This is a genomic window from Rossellomorea sp. GQ25 (assembly GCF_059758515.1).
Genome location: NZ_JCAXEQ010000006.1, coordinates 283,941 through 306,474, shown reverse-complemented (window position 1 = coordinate 306,474; position 22,534 = coordinate 283,941). Strand labels below are relative to the sequence as shown.

Annotated in this window: 15 protein-coding genes; all 15 read right to left on the bottom strand. The window is 41.3% G+C overall.

The genetic code is table 11. The features are described from left to right. Positions 1–66: 66 nt before the first annotated feature. The 15 genes from AC6CIB_RS19245 to AC6CIB_RS19175 all read right to left on the bottom strand — a co-directional run bounded on the left by AC6CIB_RS19245 (position 67) and on the right by AC6CIB_RS19175 (position 22,313). Positions 67–2,013, bottom strand: coding sequence for a BglG family transcription antiterminator (locus AC6CIB_RS19245; protein WP_498283399.1), 1,947 nt, complete (start codon positions 2,011–2,013; stop codon positions 67–69). A 505-nt stretch (positions 2,014–2,518) separates the two neighbouring features. Then, on the bottom strand, positions 2,519–2,932 hold the full coding sequence (locus AC6CIB_RS19240) for a glycerate kinase (protein WP_498283397.1): 414 nt from the start codon (positions 2,930–2,932) through the stop codon (positions 2,519–2,521). Next, positions 2,929–3,531: a hypothetical protein gene (locus AC6CIB_RS19235; RefSeq protein WP_498283395.1), complete on the bottom strand. Its 603-nt coding sequence runs from the start codon at positions 3,529–3,531 to the stop codon at positions 2,929–2,931. Before AC6CIB_RS19235 ends, AC6CIB_RS19240 begins: the two co-directional genes overlap by 4 nt. Before the next feature lie 166 nt (positions 3,532–3,697). Beyond that, entirely contained in the window at positions 3,698–4,570 is an 873-nt protein-coding gene (locus AC6CIB_RS19230) for an ROK family protein (protein ID WP_498283393.1), read from the bottom strand. Positions 4,571–5,226: 656 nt separating this feature from the next. Continuing rightward, a complete protein-coding gene (locus AC6CIB_RS19225) occupies positions 5,227–6,687 on the bottom strand; it encodes an ABC transporter substrate-binding protein (RefSeq protein ID WP_498283391.1) in 1,461 nt (486 codons plus the stop codon). A gap of 65 nt (positions 6,688–6,752) precedes the next feature. Beyond that, complete coding sequence (locus AC6CIB_RS19220; RefSeq protein WP_498283389.1) at positions 6,753–7,706, bottom strand: carbohydrate ABC transporter permease; 954 nt, start codon at positions 7,704–7,706, stop codon at positions 6,753–6,755. Positions 7,707–7,741: 35 nt separating this feature from the next. After that, entirely contained in the window at positions 7,742–8,680 is a 939-nt protein-coding gene (locus AC6CIB_RS19215; protein WP_498283387.1) for an ABC transporter permease, read from the bottom strand. 164 nt (positions 8,681–8,844) lie between these two features. Then, on the bottom strand, positions 8,845–10,332 hold the full coding sequence (locus AC6CIB_RS19210) for a response regulator transcription factor (protein WP_498283385.1): 1,488 nt from the start codon (positions 10,330–10,332) through the stop codon (positions 8,845–8,847). Positions 10,333–10,335: 3 nt separating this feature from the next. Continuing rightward, positions 10,336–12,105, bottom strand: coding sequence for a sensor histidine kinase (locus AC6CIB_RS19205; protein ID WP_498283383.1), 1,770 nt, complete (start codon positions 12,103–12,105; stop codon positions 10,336–10,338). A 153-nt stretch (positions 12,106–12,258) separates the two neighbouring features. Continuing rightward, the gene (locus AC6CIB_RS19200; protein WP_498283381.1) at positions 12,259–15,369 is read right to left on the bottom strand and encodes an alpha-mannosidase; all 3,111 of its coding nucleotides are present in this window, start codon (positions 15,367–15,369) and stop codon (positions 12,259–12,261) included. Between the two features lie 23 nt (positions 15,370–15,392). Beyond that, positions 15,393–16,706 (bottom strand): glycoside hydrolase family 125 protein, encoded by a 1,314-nt coding sequence (locus AC6CIB_RS19195; protein ID WP_498283379.1) that lies wholly within the window; start codon positions 16,704–16,706, stop codon positions 15,393–15,395. After that, the gene (locus tag AC6CIB_RS19190; protein ID WP_498283377.1) at positions 16,707–19,403 is read right to left on the bottom strand and encodes an alpha-mannosidase; all 2,697 of its coding nucleotides are present in this window, start codon (positions 19,401–19,403) and stop codon (positions 16,707–16,709) included. Further along, positions 19,400–20,029 (bottom strand): YesL family protein, encoded by a 630-nt coding sequence (locus AC6CIB_RS19185; protein ID WP_498283375.1) that lies wholly within the window; start codon positions 20,027–20,029, stop codon positions 19,400–19,402. Before AC6CIB_RS19185 ends, AC6CIB_RS19190 begins: the two co-directional genes overlap by 4 nt. Then, positions 20,022–20,933, bottom strand: coding sequence for an ROK family protein (locus tag AC6CIB_RS19180; RefSeq protein ID WP_498283373.1), 912 nt, complete (start codon positions 20,931–20,933; stop codon positions 20,022–20,024). Before AC6CIB_RS19180 ends, AC6CIB_RS19185 begins: the two co-directional genes overlap by 8 nt. A 6-nt stretch (positions 20,934–20,939) precedes the next feature. Continuing rightward, on the bottom strand, positions 20,940–22,313 hold the full coding sequence (locus tag AC6CIB_RS19175; protein WP_498283371.1) for a glycoside hydrolase family 1 protein: 1,374 nt from the start codon (positions 22,311–22,313) through the stop codon (positions 20,940–20,942). Positions 22,314–22,534: the final 221 nt, after the last annotated feature.

The window sequence follows — 22,534 nt, the reverse complement described above, 5'->3', positions numbered from 1 at the left end:
GGCCATTCTTTTACCGGAGCTCCGGTAAAAGGCCAAAAATAAGAAGCTAAGCCATTTCGCTTTACTTCATTCATTCTTGAACACAGATAGAAAGTTCATGATATCCTGTTGCATAATCAGGGATTGAATCTTCTTGGGATCTTCACTCAAAGAGGAGATTTCGCTAAATAGTTGTTTCACTTCTTTCTGCTCTTCATTTTTCACTGCCAACAGAAAGACTAATGATACTTTTTCTACTCCCCATTCTATAGGTTCCTTCAAAGTCGTGATACCAATAGCCGATTGCTTGATCAAGTCCGGGTGTCCGTGCGGGATAGCAATCCCTGCCCCAATGGTAGTAGCTGACATTCGCTCCCTTATCATGGTGCTTTCGATATATTCTTTTTCCACATAGCCTTTTGAGTAGAGGGAGAAAGCGAGCTTCTTTATGACCTCATATTTGTTTGTTTCTTCCTGTTGAATAAACACCAAAAATGGATTGGTATATTTTAATAAGATAGATTCCTCAGGTGATCGTTTTAGGGAGTGTTTATCCTGCTTTAGCCACTGCTCCAGGCGTTCTTCATCACTATTTTCCAACAGAGGTGAAACGACGATATGAGGAACTTTGATTTCCGGCAAAGAAATGGTGCTGATCACCAAGTCTACTTCTTGCTTACAGAGGAAATCCTTTAATTCAGACTTAGCAATACTTCCTAAAACGTGTACAGAATAGAATTTCCGTTCAATTTTCGTACGTAATAATTGAGACATACCGATACCCATATGGCAAACCAGTACAACTTTTGTTGTGGTTAGATGTTGATTTTTGATTCTCTCAAGTGAAGATTGAAAGTGTAAGGTTAAATAAGCTGCTTCTTCTTCGGGAATATCAAGCGCTAATGATTGATTAATATCCACTAACGAAAGCATCATTTGATCAAACATATAGGAATACATTTTTTTGATTTCATGTAACATGACATTTGATACTGGAAGTCCATGTTCCAAACGATTAAGGGTAGAATGCAAATGGACGTTTAATCCTTCCCATAATTCCCGGTCTTCTTTAAAATCGATGTTCGTAGATTGGGATACCCGATCCACTAACATACTCATCATCTTTAAGAGAATAGGATTGTCATCTTGAAAGCTTTGGTTTAAGGTGACCTTCTGAGATCGATATTTCCCGCCAAGGAAATGAAGGGCCAGATACGCCTTTTCTTTATCTGGAAAATGAATAGAAAAGAAAGGTTCAAGCTTCTCTAAGAAATCAACGGCCCAACGATACTCGGTTTTCTTTTGTAAAAAAAGACGCTCTTCCTCTGATATAGAAATGATTTGTCCCAGTTTGGTTCTCTTGATCATAAGGAGAGTATGAAGGACAATTCGTTCAAAGCTTTCGTCGGTAAAACGCAGAGCATATTTACGCTGCACTTCTTTCAGCTCCATATTTACAACCTTGAATTCTGTAGAAGAAAATTGATCCTTCATGAACTCATGAGTAAGTGCTGGGTGATTGACCATTTCCGATAAACGGGACAATGCTGAGCGCTTATTCTTTTCTGTACCTTCTAATGTTAAGCCTACCTTTTGCTTGGTACCTAACTTAATATCAAAACGCTTTAACCATGTTTCAATTTTTTCTATATCTCTTTTTATAATGGCCTTACTCACGTAAAATCGGCTCATAAAGTCCTGAGATGTGACCGGAGTAGTATCCATTAGTAGATGATAGGCTATTTGAATAACCCTTCTTTCGTCACCCTGGTCACTCAATGTCGAATCAGTGGAATGGAGGTGACTGAACAGCTTTTTTTCATCCTCTTCGTTCACTTCCAAACAGACACCCAGTCCAGGTTTTCGAATTAGTTCAGCAGAAGAAATGCCTTCTAAAAAATGTTGGATCGCTTTCAAATCGTTTCGTACCGTCTTTTCAGAGCACTGTACTTGGTCGGTAATATTCCTTACTAATATATAATGATTGGATTGACCTATAAGCATACGCAAGATTTCGTTTTGTCTCTCATTCATATTTTCACCTTCTTTATGTTTGAGACAATTATCTACCTTATGATACTTTTTGCTTATGGAAATGTAAACTCGGTACTGGAATACTTGCTTGACCGTTTAAAGCCGCAACAATACTTCCACCAACTCCTCCGGGAGCTGCCTGGACGTCAATCCTTACACTTCACTCAATAAGGAAGCGAGCCTCTTAGCCTACAAAATGAATATTGACATAAAGATTTTTCGACACAGTGGCATGATTATTTCAAATCTCGCATGATTAATTGGATTTAGGGCGTAATCTTCCGAAAAGAGGCACGATTTTTTGATTTCCTGCTCGATCATAGCTGAATCTCGCATGATTCATAGAAATATAGATGTATAGAGTCCCGGATTAACGGAATAATGGGCCACTAACCTAAAAAATAACAGAGTTGCGACTCAAAATACGAAAAAAGACGAGGCAAACACCTCGTCCCACTCAATTCTGCAACAATCGCACTCCCTCTCCACCGGCACTCCGTCTGAATCAAGAAGTAGCACTCCCGCCAAGGGAAATGACAATATTGCGATATCCATTCAGGACGGCATCTTTTATTTGTTCCCCCAAACCATACGTATTCGACAACATAGGATTCCGCTTCTCAAACGGTACAAGTGGAAGTCCGCTGCTGCGGGTGCTCTCAATAAACGCAGTCTCTCCGTTAAGAACTACATAACGGGCAAGGACAGGGTTCATTAAGGGATAATGTACCGGGACTTCCTTCTCTTCTCCATCCAGGCATGTGAGCAGGGCATCCAGGGTCCCCTCTCCACCATCCGCCGGAGATTTCTCAATATGAGCTGATGTCATAACAGAAAGGATCCCCATACGAGCCGCTTCTCCCACTTCAAAAGCTGATAATGAATCCTTATAGGAATCAGAAGCAATTAATAAATTCATTTCACACACGCTCCCAGAAGCCTAAGAAAGCGACTGGCACCTATATTGATCAATTGTTTTACCCACATGAATTCATACGGACTTACTTCAACTTCTCCACTTACTTCTTTCCCACCACTCTGTAAATCGAATTCTGGGTGAGGAAGTGTTACAGCTACTGGAGCATAATCTAAATTGACTACAAACGTGATGCTCTCTCCTGTTTCCTGATTGAAACGCTTCAGTCCGAATAGATTGACACCCAGTTCCAGCACTTCCTGCCCTGCATAGGGAGAAAAAGCCGATTCCTTCTGGCGGATCGAAATCATTTCCCGTAAGCCTTCAAAGATCCCTTTGCCACGGGAGTTTGTCTCTAATTCTTCTAGGATGCTTCCCAGCTCCAGCTTCTCACGATTGATCCTGCGGTTGATGCCTGACGTTTCAACCCTGGCTTCATCATTGTGAGAACCCAGTAAGGAATGATAGTAAATGGCCGGAACTCCTACAAACGATAACAGGATGGAATGTGCGGCAAGCATCTTCAAAGTGATGAAATAATCATTAAACAATTGTTTAGTTGGATCAATCCCATGGCCTAGGGGTTTCCTATTATTAATCAAACGTTTGTTTAAATCCAAACAAAGGAAGGATACGTATTCAAAAATAGCACTCGACTAAATATTAAATGCAAGCTTCAATCATAGTGTCGTGGAAAAGCTTATAAAACGTAAAAGACCTCAACAACTTCAATCATTCGTTAAGGTCTTTTCAGCAATTTCCCCTTATTTATTTACATGTTTTTAGTACACCTTCCCTAGCTAAAAACATCGATCCCATCACTCCCTGATTGTCATTCAATTCAGGAGGCACAATATACTGTTCAAAGTCGTCTATATTGACATATTGATTAAGTAGTTTTGCTACTTCCTCTCGAATGAGTGGGTATAAAATGTTTTGCTTCATGACCCCACCACCCAAAATGATTTTTTCGGGAGCGAGGATTAAGATGTAGTTTACGATGGCTTGGGCAAGATAGTAGGCCTCAAGTTCCCAAACCGCTTGCATCTCTTCCAGCTCGTCCCCTTTCTTTCCGTATCGGGTATGTATAGCCGTACCAGAAGCCAGGCCTTCCAAACAATCCCGGTGATAGTGACAGCTGCCTACAAAAGAATCTTCCGAGTGCCTGGGTACATAAATATGGCCCATTTCGGTATTGAAGAGCCCCTTTGACACTTTACCATTTTGAACAAATCCTGCCCCAATACCCGTTCCGACGGTTATATATAAACAACTGTCGGACTCTTGTGCAGCTCCTGAATGAAATTCCCCCAATGCAGCTGCATTCACATCTGTATCAACAAAAACAGGAACAGAAAAGTGACTGGAGAGGGCTTGATAGATATTGAAATTCTTCCAAAGTTGTTTAGGAGTATTTAATAGTTGTCCAAAATTATTTCTATTCTTATTTAATTCTATTGGCCCAAAACAGCCTACTCCAATCGAAGTTAAAGTGTAATGAGAAAAGTATGAGTAGACGTTCCCTAATGTTGTCTCAGGATCTTGAGTAGGAAAGATCTTCTTGCTTATGATTTCTCCCTTCTCATTTCCGATGGCACAAACAAATTTCGTTCCACCGGCTTCTATTGCACCATATAACATGAGTCTCCCTCCAATTGAAAGAAGGGTTCCCACTAGTCTGAACCCTTCCCTTCAAATTATTATCCGTTGTTGCTAATCGTGTAATGATATGGCTCTTTTCGTAAAGTTTGTTGCTATTATAGAGAAGAAAGTAATAGGTGATTTCCGCTACAGGATGCTCGCTTTCCGCGGGGCTGGCGGTGAGCCTCCTCGGCACGCCTCCGGGGTCTCACCTGTCCAGCTATTCCCGCAGGAGTCGAGCATCCTTCCGCTCCAATCAACTTTCTGAGCATGTTTCTTTTAAAAGAAATAATTAAAAACAAAAACTTTAAGCAAACAACCTCTTTTAAGGTGAGTAGAGATTGATTTCTTTTTAAGGAAGAAGAATATTCTGGATACTAGTTACATTGTTTTTCTTTCAAACTTTTAAGCTCTGTCACGAAAATTCTCTTAAAGATGGTGAGGGGAACTGCGCAGACTCCGGCGGATTTTGGTCGTGCTGAGACCCCGTTTGGCTAAGCTGAGAAGGCTCGGCCGAACGCTAGCTGCAAGCAGAGCAGTTCCCCTCGCCATCCAGCACACACTAATTGACAGAGCCTTGGCAGAGCTTATGTTTAAAAACAACAATCTTTGCGAAAAGAGCGAATGATATAAAGGAGAGCTGTCCCCCCGCGCTCCTATTGTTTCTTCTTCCACTCGTCATATTGCTTTTGAATTTCATCCAACACTTTCTGCATGCCGGCTTCGTTTAGCTTTTTATTGAAAGCCGGTAAGTATTCTTCGGGATCTACAGCACCTTTTAATAATGCAGGAGAGAATTCACTTGTAACATTCGAGATTGCGGCAATTTCTGTTCTAACCGGATTAGAGTCAAAATAGAAACCAAGTGCCGGAGACGATTTTGCACTTTCATTGAATCTTTCAAATGCCTCCCATTTGTCTGCCGGATCATCTTCGTAAAGCTTTAGGATCAGCTGATTCCCAATTGCAAAGCTCGGCATGTTATAGTTTTCAACACGAGCAGGCAAGTCTTTAATCGTTCCATCTTCGTTCTCTTCATAGTGAACCCCTTCGATTCCTTTATCAAGCAAGTTCCTTAAATATTCGTCGGAGTTTAATAGATTCAAGAACATCATGGCTCTTTCAGGATGTTTTGAAGTAGCTGAAATGGCTTGCATGGAACCCGTAACTGAGTTATTGAAGATATACGGTTCATGAAGTTCTCTAGTTACGATTTCATATCCTGCTGCTCTGGACCAAATGGCTTCTGCATATGGCTGATAAATTTCTTTACGGACGAACCAGTTAGCCGTTTCCAGTGGCCATGAGTCTGTACTTGTTGCTGCATCTTTTTGGATATAGCCTTTTTTATAGTATTCATGCATCGTTTTTAACGTTTCCATCGTAACATCTTCTTCGTATTTGTTCACAACCTCATCTGTGTTTCCATCTAAACGGAAAGCAAATGGTAACTCTTCTTGAAGGATGGAGTCGAACGGAAGATATGCATCAAATGTTGCAATAGGTGTTACATTCTTTTCTTTTTCTTTAATAACAGCCAGCAACGGCTCTAAATCTTCAATTGAGTTCACTTTTGAAATATCCAGCCCATGTTTTTTTACCAGTTCATTATTAAAGGAAAGGACGGCTTGCTGACCTACTTCTTTATTCGTTGGTACTGCATAAAGTTCCCCATCAATCTTAGCACCTTCAAGGAATGCCGGATCGATTAGCTTCTTCATGTCTTTCCCGTATTCATCCATTAAGTCACTCAATCCAACAAATGCTCCTCTTCTTGCATTTAATGCGTAATTGTTGGCCCATGAGCTTGTGAAGGCAATATCATACTCTTCTCCAGAAGTGGTGATCACCTGCATCCGATCATTATACTCTCCCCAATCCAGAAGTTTAAGGTTGATAGAGGTGTTGATCTTTTCCTTCGTGTACTTGTTTACCTCTTTCATGACATCGTCAACATCTTTTTGAGGAGTTCCGATTAAATACCAGGTCAGAGTAACATGATCCTCCGTGGAGTCACCTGATGTTTCTCCGCTTGAACTTTTCCCGCTACATGCTGCCAGTATCCCCATAAGCAGCACCAATACAAGTGAAAGTACCCCTACTTTTTTCATTTTCATCCCCCAGTTCGTTTAATTTATTTGGTTCTATCAAAAAAGGAATGGCGTTCCTTCAATGAATACTATCAATCCTTTACTCCTCCAATAGTCAGGCCTTTTATAAAGTACTTTTGAAAGAAAGGATACGATAAAGCAATCGGAAGAGTGGCAATAACCACCATCGCCATTCTAGCTGAATCTTGTGGAATTGATTCTAGGATTGAACTGTTTTGGTTTGATAGCATGGCATTCTGTTTAATAAAGTCCATATTGTTCTCAATCCGCATTAATAGCGATTGCAATGGTATCAAGTTCGGATCGTCAATGAAAAGGAGAGCGTTAAACCAATCGTTCCAATACGCAAGGGTATTGAATAGTGCAATGGTTGCTATACCTGGAACAGATAACGGCAGAACAATGGTTAGAAATATTCTCCACTCTCCTGCTCCGTCGATGCGAGCGGACTCAAGTATTGCTTCAGGTACGGATCTTAGGAAAAACGTTCTCATAATAATGATATAGAAAGCATTAACTGCCATTGGAAGAATTAAAGCCCACATCGAATTCTTCAAATCCAGAAATTGTGTCATCACGATGTAGAATGGAACCATTCCTCCGCTAAATAGCATCGTGAAAAAAGCGATGAATGTAAATTGCTTTCTGAATATAAACTGTTTTCTTGATATAGCATAGGCATACAATGCAATGACCGTTACACTGATGAAAGTACCTACTACCGTAACCAAAATGGTTACACCATAAGCTCTCACGACTTGTGCTTTCATTTCCCATAAATACTTATATGCTTCCAAACTCCACTGTTCCGGAATAAGTTGGTAACCATTTTCCGCTAACGATTGTTCATTACTAAGCGAAATGATAATCACGTACAAAAACGGAAATATACATAGAAAGGCAAAAGTACCAAGCAATAGATGCATGAAGATACTCGTTTTACCTGAAAATCCGTAAGGGTTATACGTTTTTTTCTTATCCGTCTCCTTCGGAAAATCCGTCGCGACTTTAGTAGATGTCTCCATCTAGTACTCTCCTTTCTTTCTAAAGTATTATTTTCTTAAAACAAGGCGTTATCTTCATCAATCTTTCTCACAATATAGTTAGTTATTAGAATTAATATAAATCCAACGGTTGCTTGGTATAACCCAGCCGCTGTACTCATTCCTATATCCCCCATTGTCATCAATCCTCGGTAAACATATGTATCGATAACATTGGTTACAGAGTAAAGTGGTCCTGAGTCACGAGGGATTTGATAGAACAATCCGAAATCGGCGCTGAAGATGCTGCCAATATTCAGTATCGTTAATATCACAATGAGTGGCATGATCATAGGAATGGTAACGTGACGAATCTGCTGCCACTTATTTGCTCCATCAATCATGGCAGCTTCATAATGCGTCCTATCAATACCGACAATGGCAGCAAGATACACAATACTGCTAAATCCTACACCTTTCCACTGGCTAATAACTGTGATGAAATAAGGCCAATATTTTGGTTCGTTATACCACGAAACAGGCTCTATATTAAAGAAGCCCAGCACACTATTAAATAACCCCTTGTCTACACTAAGAAAGGCGAATACAAAGTAACTAACTACCACCCACGATAAGAAATGAGGAAACAACATTCCAGTCTGATAGATTTTGGCTAATTTCTGCTTCGTTATTTCACTTAATATAATGGCTACGGCTACGGATAACATCAATCCGACTATGATAAATAGGAGGTTATAGAGTAGGGTATTTCTCGTTATGACAAACGCATCATTTGTACTGAACAAGAATTTGAAATTTTCAAATCCCACCCATTCACTGTGAAATACGCTGGCAAAAAAGCCATCCGGATGAAACCGAAAGTTCTTAAATGCAATGATCTGCCCAAACATGGGAATATATTTCATCACGATGAGCCATATAAGCCCTGGTAAAATCATTAATAGCCATATTCGGTTATCGTACACATTTTTAACAAATTGATTGACTCTGCTCATGTTTTTCCTCCTTTCTTAACTCTATAATTCAATTATATGAAAACCCTTACATGATAAATAGTTGAGATATCTTAGATTTACTGGTCAAAATAAATACAATCACTAAAATTAACTATATTTTCAGGAAACTATAAAAAAAGCCTCTTAATCGAAGAGACTTTTTCTCATGCTTGTGAGTGTTGTTTTCTCCACTCAGAAGGGGTTGCATGTTCGTATTTTTTAAACTGTTTATAGAAATAGGTAGCATCCGTATAACCTACTTTTTTGCCGATATGCCCTGCTTTTTCATGTGAATTCATTAAGAGTTTCTTAGCCCGGTCAATTCTCAGATGGTTCAGATATTTGGTGAAAGAGTCTTTGACTTCCTTTTGAAATAATTGTCCTAAATAGATCGGATTGATGTGAAAACGATGGCCGAGTGTTTTCAAGGACATGTCTTCTGAGTAGTTCTGATGGATATAGGTAATAATTGTTTGAATAATTGGACTCTTCTTCTCTTCTCCACTGTCATCATGTTCAATGTATCTTATGCATTGATCCATTATGGCAAGGGCATCTTCATTACCATGAAGGTACAGAATTTGATGGATTAATTGAACGTATTGAGTATACTCCAAGGAAATCAGAAACTTGTTTTTCATCTGAAAGAAGTATTCTAGCATAATGCTTTTTATAACGAATACGTCTTTATCCTGTTCAAGCTGAGTGAAGATTCCCCTTAAATAATTGCGTACAGTATCATATTCCTGATTAGCTAAGTGCTCCAGAATATCTGGTTTTAGGTAATTAATCGTCTGCTTTTCAGATGTTGACGATTTTAAGTGCATTTCCTCTGCTATACGATGATCTTGATCCGGTAGCAGCATCTTCAATTCACACGCCATTTCCAACTCTCGGTAAACCTTCTCGGCATCATCGATGAAATCTACTCTTCTACTCATGACAACAAGGTGTTCTCTCCCGTTACATTCATGCTCAACAATCGAGGAGACCTCCGCTTTCTCTTCTTCAAAAGACTCCTCAGACCAAATGAGTAGAATATCCCCTGAAGGTGTAGTGATCGCCAATGTGTTAGTTTCTTCCTCGATCGTTTTCTGCAGGTGTATCGCTTCTTCCAATTCTGTTTTTAACAAACCTAGACGAAGAGGTGTTTGAATATTGACCATTGGGTAAAACGAGATTCTTTCTTTAAAATCATTCTCCGTCATTTTTCTCATCAGCCATCTCCAAATGGAGTGATCGCGGAGAATAAGGATAGACTCTTCTTCTAGTGATATCCGATCTATTTTTTCCTTCAAGTGAAGGATGGTAGACAAGAGCTCATCTTCATTAATGGGCTTCAATAGGTAATTTTCAATACCAAGTTTCAGGCCTTTTTTCACCAAATCGAACTCTTGAAAACCTGAAAGAATAATGGACTTAATCGATTCTTTTTCCTTGCTTATCCTCTCTATCAATTCCAGTCCGGTTAGTTCAGGCATTTTAATATCAGTGATTAATACATCAAACTCAATTTCCCTGGACAGTTCTAATGCTTCCATACCATTCTTTGCCGTAGCCACAATGGTAAATCCAATGTCTTCCCAATCAAGTATATACTTCAATCCTTCTAGAATAAGCGGTTCATCGTCTACCAGCATAACTTTAATCACTTACTACACCTCACTTATTAGTGGTAATTTAACCGTGACGGAAGTTTTGACATTGGGGACACTCCGTATCTCCACACCATAATCGGATCCATACTTTAATTGAATACGCCTGTGAACATTTCCCAGTCCGATAGAATCGGAAGTTCCTTCTTCCTGTTTCAATCTTACTTTGATATCTTCCAACTTTTGGTTTTCAATACCACTTCCATTGTCTTCAATTTCTATGATAAGGATGTTGTTCTGCTCATAAATGGTGACCGTTAATTGGTTGGTTTCGCTATCTCTCCTGAATCCATGCAATAAGAAATTTTCAATCAAGGGCTGTAATATAAATGGAGGCATATAGTAGACTTTGATTTTTTCTTCTACATTGAAGTTGTCGATTAACTGGTTTTGAAATCGTATTTTAAATAATTCAATATATTGTTGTGCATGGTTGATTTCGTTCTCAACCGTAACCAAGTCTACTGTTTTCAAAGAATATCGAAATAACTGAGCTAATTGGACAATCATTTTTGCAGATGTTCGTCCACCCTCGGCTAATGATTTCATTCGTATGGCTTCCAGTGTGTTGTATAAGAAATGAGGATTAATCTGTGCTTGAAGATTCGCTAATTCAGCTTCTCTTTGTTTCAGCTTGGATAGGTAGACTCTATCTATGTAATCATTTAAATCATCCAATGTTTCATTAATAGTGTGGGATATATCTGTAAGATCATCATCTACATTGGCTGTTATAATTCGTGCCGATAAATTTCCTTCTTGTACTTCCTTCATCTTATTAAGAATTTCATCAACTCGTTTAGAATATCCTCGTAATGCTATGTAAGGAAGGGCAATTGACAAAATCGTTAACATTACAATAATAGACAAAATCGTTAATTTATACGTAAGGAGCTGAGCCATTTCCTTCTCTGAAATTACGGCAGTGATCATGAGCTGACTCGTGGGCTCGATGGAGGATTGAATATAATAGCGTTCATCCAAATTTACTTTCTTTTGAACCGCACTATAAGATAAGTCCCTAAGAAGTCTTTCAGGAGCGCTCCCATTAGAATAATAGAGTTGTTTGTTCATATCTGTGATAAAAAAGGTTCCCTTAGAGGGGGTATCTTTCAATGATAATAACCTATCTAAATTTTCATAACTGAAATAGACCATTACTTTTCCCAATCGATCCATAGAAACAGGATCGTTTATTTGTTCTTCCACGACATACATATCCTTAGGCACGACATCCATATCCTTAGGAAGGGGTTGGTTTTCTAACATAAAGCTAGTGTCTTCTTTAGATTGATTATTTTGATTCCACCTACTATGATCGAACAGATACATATATTCTGTTCCTAAACTTTCATTTCGAACCCGCAATGCGATGGACTCTGAATCTCTGGAAAAATAGTTCTTTACATAAATATCGAAATTATAAGGAACAAAGGAATCACTGCTCGAGTATTTATCTAAGCGATACCCAATATATTCTTGGTAGTCATGCTGTAAAGCAAAAGCCAAATCTTCAATTAACCGTTCTTCTTGGTAAAGCTGACGAATACCTTGACTAACGAATTGATGCTTGGCATGTATTTCAGATTTGATTTCATCGATAACCGCTTCTTGTCTATCAATTTCACGTTGAACGATAAAGTCAGAATAATATTCTGATAGAAAAACAAACAAGGTGGACATTGTAAGGAAAATAATGAGGGAATAAGTTAAAAACACCCTATAAAACATTCTCTTGCTTATTCGTTTGAAAAATAGGAACGCTTTCATTTATTAATTCCCCCAAAGTAAGAAAAAAAGGGAACAGAACCTTGTAAGCATCTATTCCCTATTCTTCAACTACGATTCTAGTACAATTGGAAAATTTCATGGTACACCCTGATAAACGCAACTTACCTTATGGATACAATACGGAGCAGAAAACTATCCCTTGAGGACGATTTCAATCGTCTTGATTTCATAAGGATTGAATGTTAAACATAATGGGTTTTCGTTAAAATCCGTAATGTTTTCATCTTCCATGAGGTTCATTTCCCGCCATGCATCTACCAGCAATGAGCTGGTGATGGTGACGGACGAGCGTGCACCTTCCATTTCATGAAGACGGACAATCAGGGATTCACGGTCTTCCGCTTTTTTCACCGTGTCGATGATGACGCCATGACCGGAAATAGACAGAAGGGGTTCTTGGAACCCGGATTGGGTTTCTCCCCGGACGATCCGCAGCGGTGCGTTTAGGTAAGTGGCTTCCCGTTCTATATCATGCTTAGACGTCTGTCCAGCGAAAGGATAGAGTGAATAGACGAAGTGGTGATGCCCTATATCAGCCTTGGGATCTGGATATACGGGGCCTTTTAGTAAAGAAAGGACCAGGACATTGTCTTTAATAGAGTAGCCATACTTACTATCGTTCATCAAACTGATCCCATAATAAGGTTCGGTGAGTGCAGCCCATTTATGACCCACCGACTCGAATCTCGCCATATCCCAAGAAGTGTTCCAATGGGTCGGGCGTTTGACGTTTCCGAACTGGATATCGTAAATCGCTTCGGTGGATCGGATGGCAACTGGAAACTCCACTTTGAGTAGCTGCTGTCTGGCCGTCCAATTGATATCCGTCTCGAAGTCGATTCGTTTTGTATGAGAATAACAATGGATTCTCTGGAAAATTTCCATCTGTGGAGTTTTCCATGTAAATGCTACGGTTGTTTTTAATGGTCCATTTTCAAGTATAGTACACTCCTCCAGTAAATCAATAGGAGTCGATTTCTCCACATAATAAAGGTCAATGTCCCAGGCATCGTGGGCGAGTGGCTTGTCTTCATAGAGTTTCAGCACATTGCCTGATGCTCCCGCCTGAATCATCTCCCTTCCCTCTTCTTTATCGTAAAGACTTGTGATGTGACCATTTGCATTCCATCGGATGCGATAATCCGGTGTTTCCCATCTTCTTTCATCCAGGTCAACATTACTCAACATTCCCTCTTCCTTCTCCGCCCTCCCTGTCAAACAGATCGTTTGGTAAGAGAACGGTCTCGTTTCAGGCACTAAGACGAGGGTATCACCATTGGACAGAGTCTGGGTCTCGACCTTTATCCCATCCAGCTCATAAACTCCATTGGATTCAGGCACGGTGACTAAAACCGGTGATGTATATTGATGTGGATGAAGAAAGGACCAATGATGATCTCCATACAAGATATGATTCTGTTGAGAGGTTATAATCGTATCCTTGATTCCAGACGCTTTTTCATAATCTTGGTGGGCATCTTCATATACTTCCGTGATCGAAGAACCCGGGATGATGTCGTGGAATTGATTTAGTAGAATCAACTTCCAACCCGTTTCAAGGAGTGCCTGGGGATATTGATCCCATCCATTTACAACACTGTTCCAGGAAGAGAGAAGTTCCGCTTCACGGTACCCGTATTCCAGTTTCCGATTCATCTCTTTCATCTTCGCATGGCTTGTGTAAGTACCTCTGTGATACTCCAAATATAATTCCCCGTCCCACGTATGGGTGTACTGATCGGATTTCCCCACGGTATCATGAAGCTTCTCGAAATAGTTCTGGGCATTAACGGACTTAACTGACGGCATGCTTGGAACGGTATCGAGATGGCGCTTCATTTCGATCATTTCACGATTGACGCCGCCACCTCCGTCTCCGTATCCATAGGCCAGGAGCAGTTCTTTATTCAAGTCTTTATCACGGTACTTTTCCCAAATGCCTTTAACGGTTTCAGCCGTAATCAGCCCGTTATACGTATAGAACCATGAGTCGGCAGGTCTTCCCGGTTCAGGCGTCGTAATGAAATGGGTCAGAATTTCGGAACCGTCAATTCCTCTCCACTGGAACGTATCGTGGGGCATCCGGTTGTATTGATTCCAACTGATCTTCGTCGTCATGAACGTATCAATGCCAGATTTTCTTAATATTTGCGGCAGGGACCAGCTGTAGCCAAATACATCAGGAAGCCATAATGTCCGCGTCTTCTTATTGAACTCTTTCTCAAAAAACCTCTTACCATATAAAAGCTGGCGTACGAAGGATTCCCCGGATGGAATGTTACAGTCGGCTTCCACCCACATGGAGCCCTCCACCTCCCACTGACCGTCCGCAACCTTCGCTTTGATCGCTTCGAACAATTCCGGGTCTTCCTCCTTCACCCATTCGTAAAGCTGAGGCTGGCTTTGCAGGAACGTGTAGTCAGGATAAAGTTCCATCAATCTAAGTACTGTGTAGAACGTCCTCCTTGCCTTTTCCTTCGTATGTTTTGTACGCCATAGCCAGGCAAGATCGATATGGGAATGACCGGTGGCATGAATGGTTACATCCGTATGCTTAGGAAGGTTATCCACTTCATGTAATAGTACAGAACGGGCAGCATAAAGGCTTTGATAAAAGGCCTCACTATCTCTATCCGACCAGTCGATCTCACGGAATGCCCGGTTGAGGATGGCCAAAACGATGGAACGGTTAGGGTCGTTCTCATCTTGCTGCTTAATAGAATCCAGTATCGCCTTGGATTTGAAATACAGGTCATCCACTTTCTCATCTAAGTATCCCCACCAGGCTTCCTTTAACCGGTAATACTGGTTAGTAGGCTGACCGCCCCCTTCTAGGCCGGACCAAAGCTGAATGGAAATATCGAGGGAGTCCCCTGCCGGCAGGATGACTTCTTTATGATTGGAATCGACCCCTTGGAACGGTTTATTATTCACATAGAGGAGGGACTCGAATCCTGAGTTGTTCCCTCCTCCTGTCCTTCCGAGATCGAGGTAGAGGACAGCCTTCTTTCCTTCCCATTCTTCCGGGATAGAAAGAAACGTATTCAGCCATAGATATTTGTCCCTCCCTGACCAGGTATCGTTTACTTTCATTTTTTGATCTGAATATCCTTCAGGGAAAATGTTCTCTTTTCCTTTTTTGGGCTCATAAAGATTGAAAGATTCGATGCCCCTTATATCCCGGTAACGCAGGCGATCCAACTCGTTCACTCGGTTTTCTAGCTTTTGGATAGGATAAAACATATGGAGCCTCCATTCAAGAATTTTTACTGCTTAGCAAGCCCCAACGGACTTTCCGGTACGAAGATCCCGACTTCGCTTAGAATGAATTCACTAAACATGGAATTGGCCCACGCAAACCAAGAACGAGTGAACTCTTCCGGACGATCGGCATCGAATCCTTCGTGCATGTAATGTGTAGATGCGTGTGTATTCTTGAACATCTCGAGGATCCTTGCCTTTTCTTCTTTAGAAGTCGCCGTCATTCCCTGGATTGCCAGGCCGATGTGCCAGATGTAATGATCAGGTGTGTGGGGACTTCCGACTCCTTCCGCCTTTTTCCCTTCATAGAAGTAAGGATTGTGGCGACTTAGAATGAACTTCCGGGTATTTACATACGTTTCATTATAAGGATCTGTATATCCTAGGTACGGGATGGCCAAAAGGCTTGGTACGTTGGCGTCATCCATTAGATTGTACCGTCCGTCCCCATCGGTTTCGTAAGCATAGATTTCCCCGAAGACCGGATGGTTCACTTTAGCGGATGTCTCGATACCCTTCTTGATTTCAACAGAAAGCTGCTCCATTTGACCGGCGAGCTGGTCCTCCATCATTTCCTCAAGCATTTCCTTCGCATATCCTAGCACCACAACAGCGAACATATTGGCAGGCACAAGATATCCATACAAACATGCGTCATCACTAGGACGGAATCCCGACCAAGTCATACCTGTCTTCACGGAGTATCCACCTTTCCCCTCCCTTAGAAGAGTGTCCGATACGCGGCAGTTCTCCCGTTCAAAGAGATACGGAGATTCTGCCTCGTGATCCTGCTCCACTTTCCAGACATCATGGATGACGGTCAGCACTTCCTTTAGCTGTTCATTCAATACGCTCTCATCACCTGTCGCCTTCCAATAGAGGTATGTCAATTGAATGGGGTAACACAGGGAGTCCACTTCATATTTACGTTCCCAAATCCAAGGAGTCATCTCCGTACGGTCGGCCTGATGTCCTTGATTGTCAGCCGTTTGGTTGAAGGCATTCGCATAAGGATCCAGAAGAATGTACTTCCATTGGCGTTCGATGACCCCCTTCAGCATAGCGGCAATCTCCGCATCTTCTTTCGCGAGAATCAAATACGGGCGAACCTGAGCGGACGAATCCCGGAGCCACATGGCCGGGATGTCCCCTGTTATCACAAAGGTTCCATCTCCATCCTTTTTCAAAGTCGTTTGGTACGTATTCAAGAAGCAATTTTCGAATAATTCATAGACTTCCGGATCATGGATATAGGCCGACTTCACTTTATTCATAATCGTTTGAAAAGACGCTGGTACTACTTTTTCACTCATGATCATTCACTCCTCGTCAGTTTGAATTAAAACAGTGATAATTTCTTTAGGACGGATGGTCCTCTCCACGTTTCCGTGTCCTAGAAATTCCTTCTTTTCTTCTAGAATCGTAGAAAGATAGACTTCATCTCCCTCTACACTCAGTTCCTGTGGTTCATCCGTCGGGTTAAACCACCTGACAATGATTCCTATTCCTTCTTCCGCAGGCTTGCATGCAGTCAAGGCTAAAGCATCACCCGACCATTTGAATAGACTGCTGGTCTTTTCATTTCTTCCTTCACCTTGTTCTACTTGAACAACAGTCGGATTCAAATAATAGTGATAGGCTTCATTGAAAGCACGTGAATCAATGACATTTCCTCGATGGGGGATCACCATAAATTCTGCTTTATTTAGACCAAGGCACTGTGCTTCCGGTGTTTCAAACACCCCCCAATCCCCGAGCTCCCCAACGGATCGGAGCAGTGTGACCGCAATGGATTTTCCGTCCACGATTTCATATTCATGAAGACCCTTCCCAGCAATCGTCAATCCCTTCTCATGGTCATCCAGGCTGACAAACCTTTGCATATGGTGATCGAAGGTCGGATTGATCCACTGGCTTTCCGGTTGGTTTGGACGCTTTACCACTTCAAACACACTATCCGCAAAGTGATACAGATTCCCTGTTCCAACAGGAAACAACGCACGCAAGCGATGGTCTTTTGCTTGATTGTCTATTGTTACTTCGACCTTCAGCCCTTTAGAACCCTTCTCGAGGATGAGCCATGTTTTAAAGGTTAGCAACACTTCTTCCTCATGTCGTCCCGCTTTACGTTCTGGGTGCCAGACCAGATCCTGCCGCTCAATTTCCAATTGTTCATCTGCTTGCTTCGGGACAGAAATCTTGGACTCAATCTCAATGGATGCACGATACGGGTTATTTTCTACAATGTTCACGGTAGAGGTTTGCTGCTTCGTCGTGAAGACGGTACCGTCACTACTTGCTTTGAACATATACTCGTTTCCGATATCCCCCATGTCTTCATATATACCAAGACTTTCATAATGAAAGCCCGTTTGTTTGTCCAAGATTGAATAGGATCCGTTCTCATGAACGGTCACGCAGATATGCTCGTTTTCAAGCTCTTGTTCTGATTGGTGCCACATAAGGTTCTCCTCAAGAGGCGTGTCTTCACCAGGCACTAAATAACAAGTTTCATAGCCTATATGAATAGGGGATTCTATTGCAAATGTTATTTCTATTTCCTTAGCATAATAAGGTTTTCTGAATCCATCTCTCGGGAGGTCGTAACCAAATGAGATGCCCCTTTCTTTCACAAGAACAGGTAACCTCGTACCATCCCCTCTCTCTATTACAAAAGAAGGGAGTGGGGTGTTCTTTAACGTATTGGGAATCTGACGAAAATCCAATTCATCAAAATAGATTTTCTGAACCATCACTTTTTCTCGAATGACCTGAGTAGAAGGTTTTCCATCCGTGTAAAACAGGATAAGTGGAATCGCTTCAGGGTTATGATGTGTCGTGGAGATACCGGATGCAATCTCACGCGCTTGCTCCGTAATATATCTCAAAGCCCCTTTCTCAACCTTATCAAAACGTGTCTCCATTTCCCGATGAACGCCATCTACACTGCATCCACATATACTGTCATGAGGATGATTCTCCATAAGCATCTTCCAATAAAATTCCGCAAAATCACGGTGAAGTCTTTTGTCTTCTACCAGGAGTCCCATCGGCTCCAATACTCTTTCCAATAGAGACTGACAGCGGTCGTTCGCCTGCTTTAAATAAATTCTCGCAGAAGCCGTGTTCACAAGTGTCGACCATCCATCCGTTTTTTGGTTCCTGAGTTCTCCACGAATGGTTTGAAGCTCATCCGGCAGTTCTTTTTTCACCTCATCTATATATTCTTTGAAACTTGAGTGCTTGAATGTGACATTCGGAATGAGATCATTTGCAGTCGTGATAGCTTTTACAATATCTTTTTGCAGAGGTTGATGATCACAACCATTCATAAATAATAATTGGGAAGTAGAAGCAAACTTCTCAGCATCTGCAAGTTTCTTTTCCCAAAAGTCTTCAGCCTCCACTTCATCGGTGGGAATTTCATTTCCATTGGAATACCAATTGGCAAATAAGATCCCTAATATATTCGAGCCATCAGGAGCTTCCCACTTCATTTCTGAATAAGGGGAAGAGAACTCATCACCGTGATGAACCTGATTATTAAACCCTGTCGGTGTCACCCCTCTTCCGAAGGCTGCAACATCTATATTTGCTTGTTGTAATAATTGGGGTGCCTGTCCGTAAATGCCGAACGTATCAGGAAAATACCCCAGCGTACCATCTTGCCCAAGTTTCTTCGTATCTTTCATCCCATAAAGCAAATTCCTTACATTCGCTTCAGAACTTGTAAGAAATGCATCCTGCAAGATATACCATGGACCGATGATCAAACGTCCTTCACGAATATATCGTTTGACTTCTTCTCCTTTATCAGGACGGACCTGCAAGTAGTCATCAACCATAATCGTTTGTCCATCCAGGTGAAAACTGTGGAAACCCGGGTCTTGTGCCAATTGCTCTAACAAATCATCAAACAGCTTTACTAAGTAATAACGGTGTTCTTCCAGTGACATATACCATTCCCGATCCCAATGAGAATGGGAAATAATATGAGCGGTTTTGTTCTCCATCATGACTCTCCTCCAATCATTTTCACTTGCAACTGTGTATAGCGATTCATCGAAACTTTCATCACCCAATAGGAAGGCATGACACCTAAGGCAAAGGGAATTAACCCAGGCATTTGATAAATCAGGTAACCTACCATCGTTAAGCCGATGGAGAGGATAAGGTTCTGTTTGAAGCTGATGATCGTAATAATAAATGGCTGGTACAGGTAACGCCTAAAAGACTGGTCAAAATGAACGTAATAGGGGAATAAATATAGAAATGAAAATACATACAGGATGAGTATGAATAAAATGAGCATCGTGCTGAATAAAGCAATGATCCCTTTTAGTTGAGTCACAAGATAAAGATCAATCCATAAGAATAGACCAACACTTGAATAGATCCAGCCCAGACCGTTAACCTTCCAAAAATTCTTTTTGTAATAGTGGTGGTATTCACGGAAGAAAGGTTCATCCCGTCCACCTTGCAACCACTTTCTAGTAATGGCAAATAAAGAAACGGTTGCAGGAAAAATCCCAAAGACAACACCGCCCATTACAATATGTAAAATCCAAAAAAGATTAAGCTGAATCGTCTTCCAAATCCAAAGGCTCGCTTCTGTAAATAATCCGCCTAATCGACTAAACATGAAGATCACCCTTTCTGTATTCTGCCAACCACACATAAGCAGCTCCAACTAATTGGGCTTCATCCAGATAGTGACACAAAGAGATGGAGGGACGTACCTTGGCAATAGGCTTTGAATCCAATATCTTGTCCATTCTGGATTCCAGCTCCTCTATAAAATCAGGCTGTCTAGTAATGCCTCCCCCTACCAAAATCTTCTCAGGATCCAATATGTACTGAATGTTGAAGATTCCGATCGCCAGAGTATAAAAAAAGGAATCTAATGATTTCTGAGCTCCTTCATGGTTCTTCCCGGCTTGTTCAAATACCAGCGGCCCTGTCCATCCATCGTCATAAGGGGCTTGATGCTTCAGCCTTCTTGAAATCGCAGAGGACGAACCCAACTCACTCCATGTCTCATAAACATTTTCATGAATGTCACTTGCTAAAATCGAGTATCCAAATTCGCCTCCATGAAGATTTGCTCCCTTGAAGAGTTTCTTGTTAATGACAAGAGCCCCACCTATTCCCGTACCACATACGATACAGGCGAACGTTTCACTTTCTCTTGCCGCCCCCTTCCAAAGCTCTGAAAGGGCAGCGCAATTGGCATCATTCTCCATTGCAACCGGCAAACAATATCTCTTTCCGAGCAACTGCTTGACATTATGCTCATGAACAAATGGCACAGCACTATATCCTAAGACATTCCCTGCATCCGTCACACTTCCCGGACTACTAATGGTTATGCCAATCAAGGAATAATTCTTGTTCATCCGCTTATAATACTGATCGATCATGTCACTAAATTCATCGATTGATTGAGGGGTTGATTCTTCTTCTTTCTCAACTAACTGACCTGTAATAGAAATCAGCGCAAGCTTAATATAGGTGCCGCCTATATCAATGGTTAATAAAAACTCCATATCTTATCACCCTAAATTCGGAAGCTGATTTGATTCGGCAAGTGCCTTAAACCAGTCTGCACTTTTTTTCTTATACCTTCTCCCGGTCTTCAAATCCAGTTCAACGAGTCCATACCTATTTTTGTACTCATTTAGCCATGACCAGTTATCAATGAAGGTCCATACATGATACCCATAACAATTTGACCCTTCTTTTATTCCTTTGTGAAGCCACTTTAGATGATTGCTCATGAATTCAATCCGGTAGGAATCCTGAATCATCCCTGATGAATCTCTAAACCTTGATTCACCTTCCACTCCCATCCCATTCTCCGCTATATACCAGGGGATGTTTCCATATTTGTCTCTTACCGTCAGGGCAATATCATAAATGCCTTTTTCGTATATTTCCCAGCCGCGATGTGGATTCATTTTCGCTCCGTCCCAATGATACGGTTCGAAATAGTGATCAAGTGTGTTTGTCGAAGCAGGTGCCCCTGCCTGTACCCTTCGTGGTTGATAATAATTAACACCAAGAAAGTCCACGGGGGAATCTTTCAATAGTTGGAAGTCTCCAGGAAAATAACGGACGAGAATGTGTTCTTGTTCTATGAAGGACAACAACTCTTCCGGGAACTCACCCTTAACAACCGGATCTAAAAAGCTCCGATTATACAGCACATCGGCCCACATAGCTGCTTCCAAGTCTTTAGGTTTGTCTGAGCGGGGATAACTTGGCGTTAAGTTTAAAATGATACCTATTTTCCCCCGATGGTTCCTATCCTTAAATGCCCTCACTGCTTTCACATGGGCCATCAACGTATGATATCCAGCCTGAAATGCTCGATTGAGATCGAACACTCCCGGCAGATGCTTATCATTTAAATAACCCATTTCAATGGGTACAATGGGTTCATTAAACGTGACCCATTCCTCAACAAGATCCCCAAATCGTTCAAAGGCCACCTTAGCGTAAAACTCAAACTCATCGACCACTTCCCGATTGTCCCAACCGCCTTTCTCGTACAATCGAAAGGGCATATCGAAATGAAACAAGTTAACAATGGGCTTAATGCCACTTTCTTTAAGCCTCTGAAATACATCCCTATAAAAGGCAACCGCCTCTTCATTCACTTGAATGCCATCAGGTAATAACCGCGACCAAGATATCGAGGTTCGAAAGGAATTAAAGCCCGTTTGCTTCATAGTGACTATGTCTTCTTTATAGTGAGCATAAAAGCCTGAAGTCTCTTTTGGCCCTATCTGCTGAAAGAAACGTTCAGGTTCCTTCTGAAACCAATAATCCCAAACATTTTGAGCCTTTCCTCCACTACTTCCCGCTCCCTCCATCTGAGGTCCCGAAGAAGCCGCTCCCCATAAAAAACCATCAGGAAATTCCATCCTTAACACCCTCTCTAGAAATCGCTTACATTTCTTCTTAAAGCCATCATATATAGAAAAAAAAGGAGTTGGAATATGTTCACTCCAACTCCTTTAATAAACGCATGAAAACTTTAAAAATGACACTTTTTGTGGATGATTTCCTACTCTTTTTACTTAGAGGAAAAGTAAAAGAATGATAAAAAAAACGCAAAGCTCTAAGCTCTGCGCCATTCTTATAA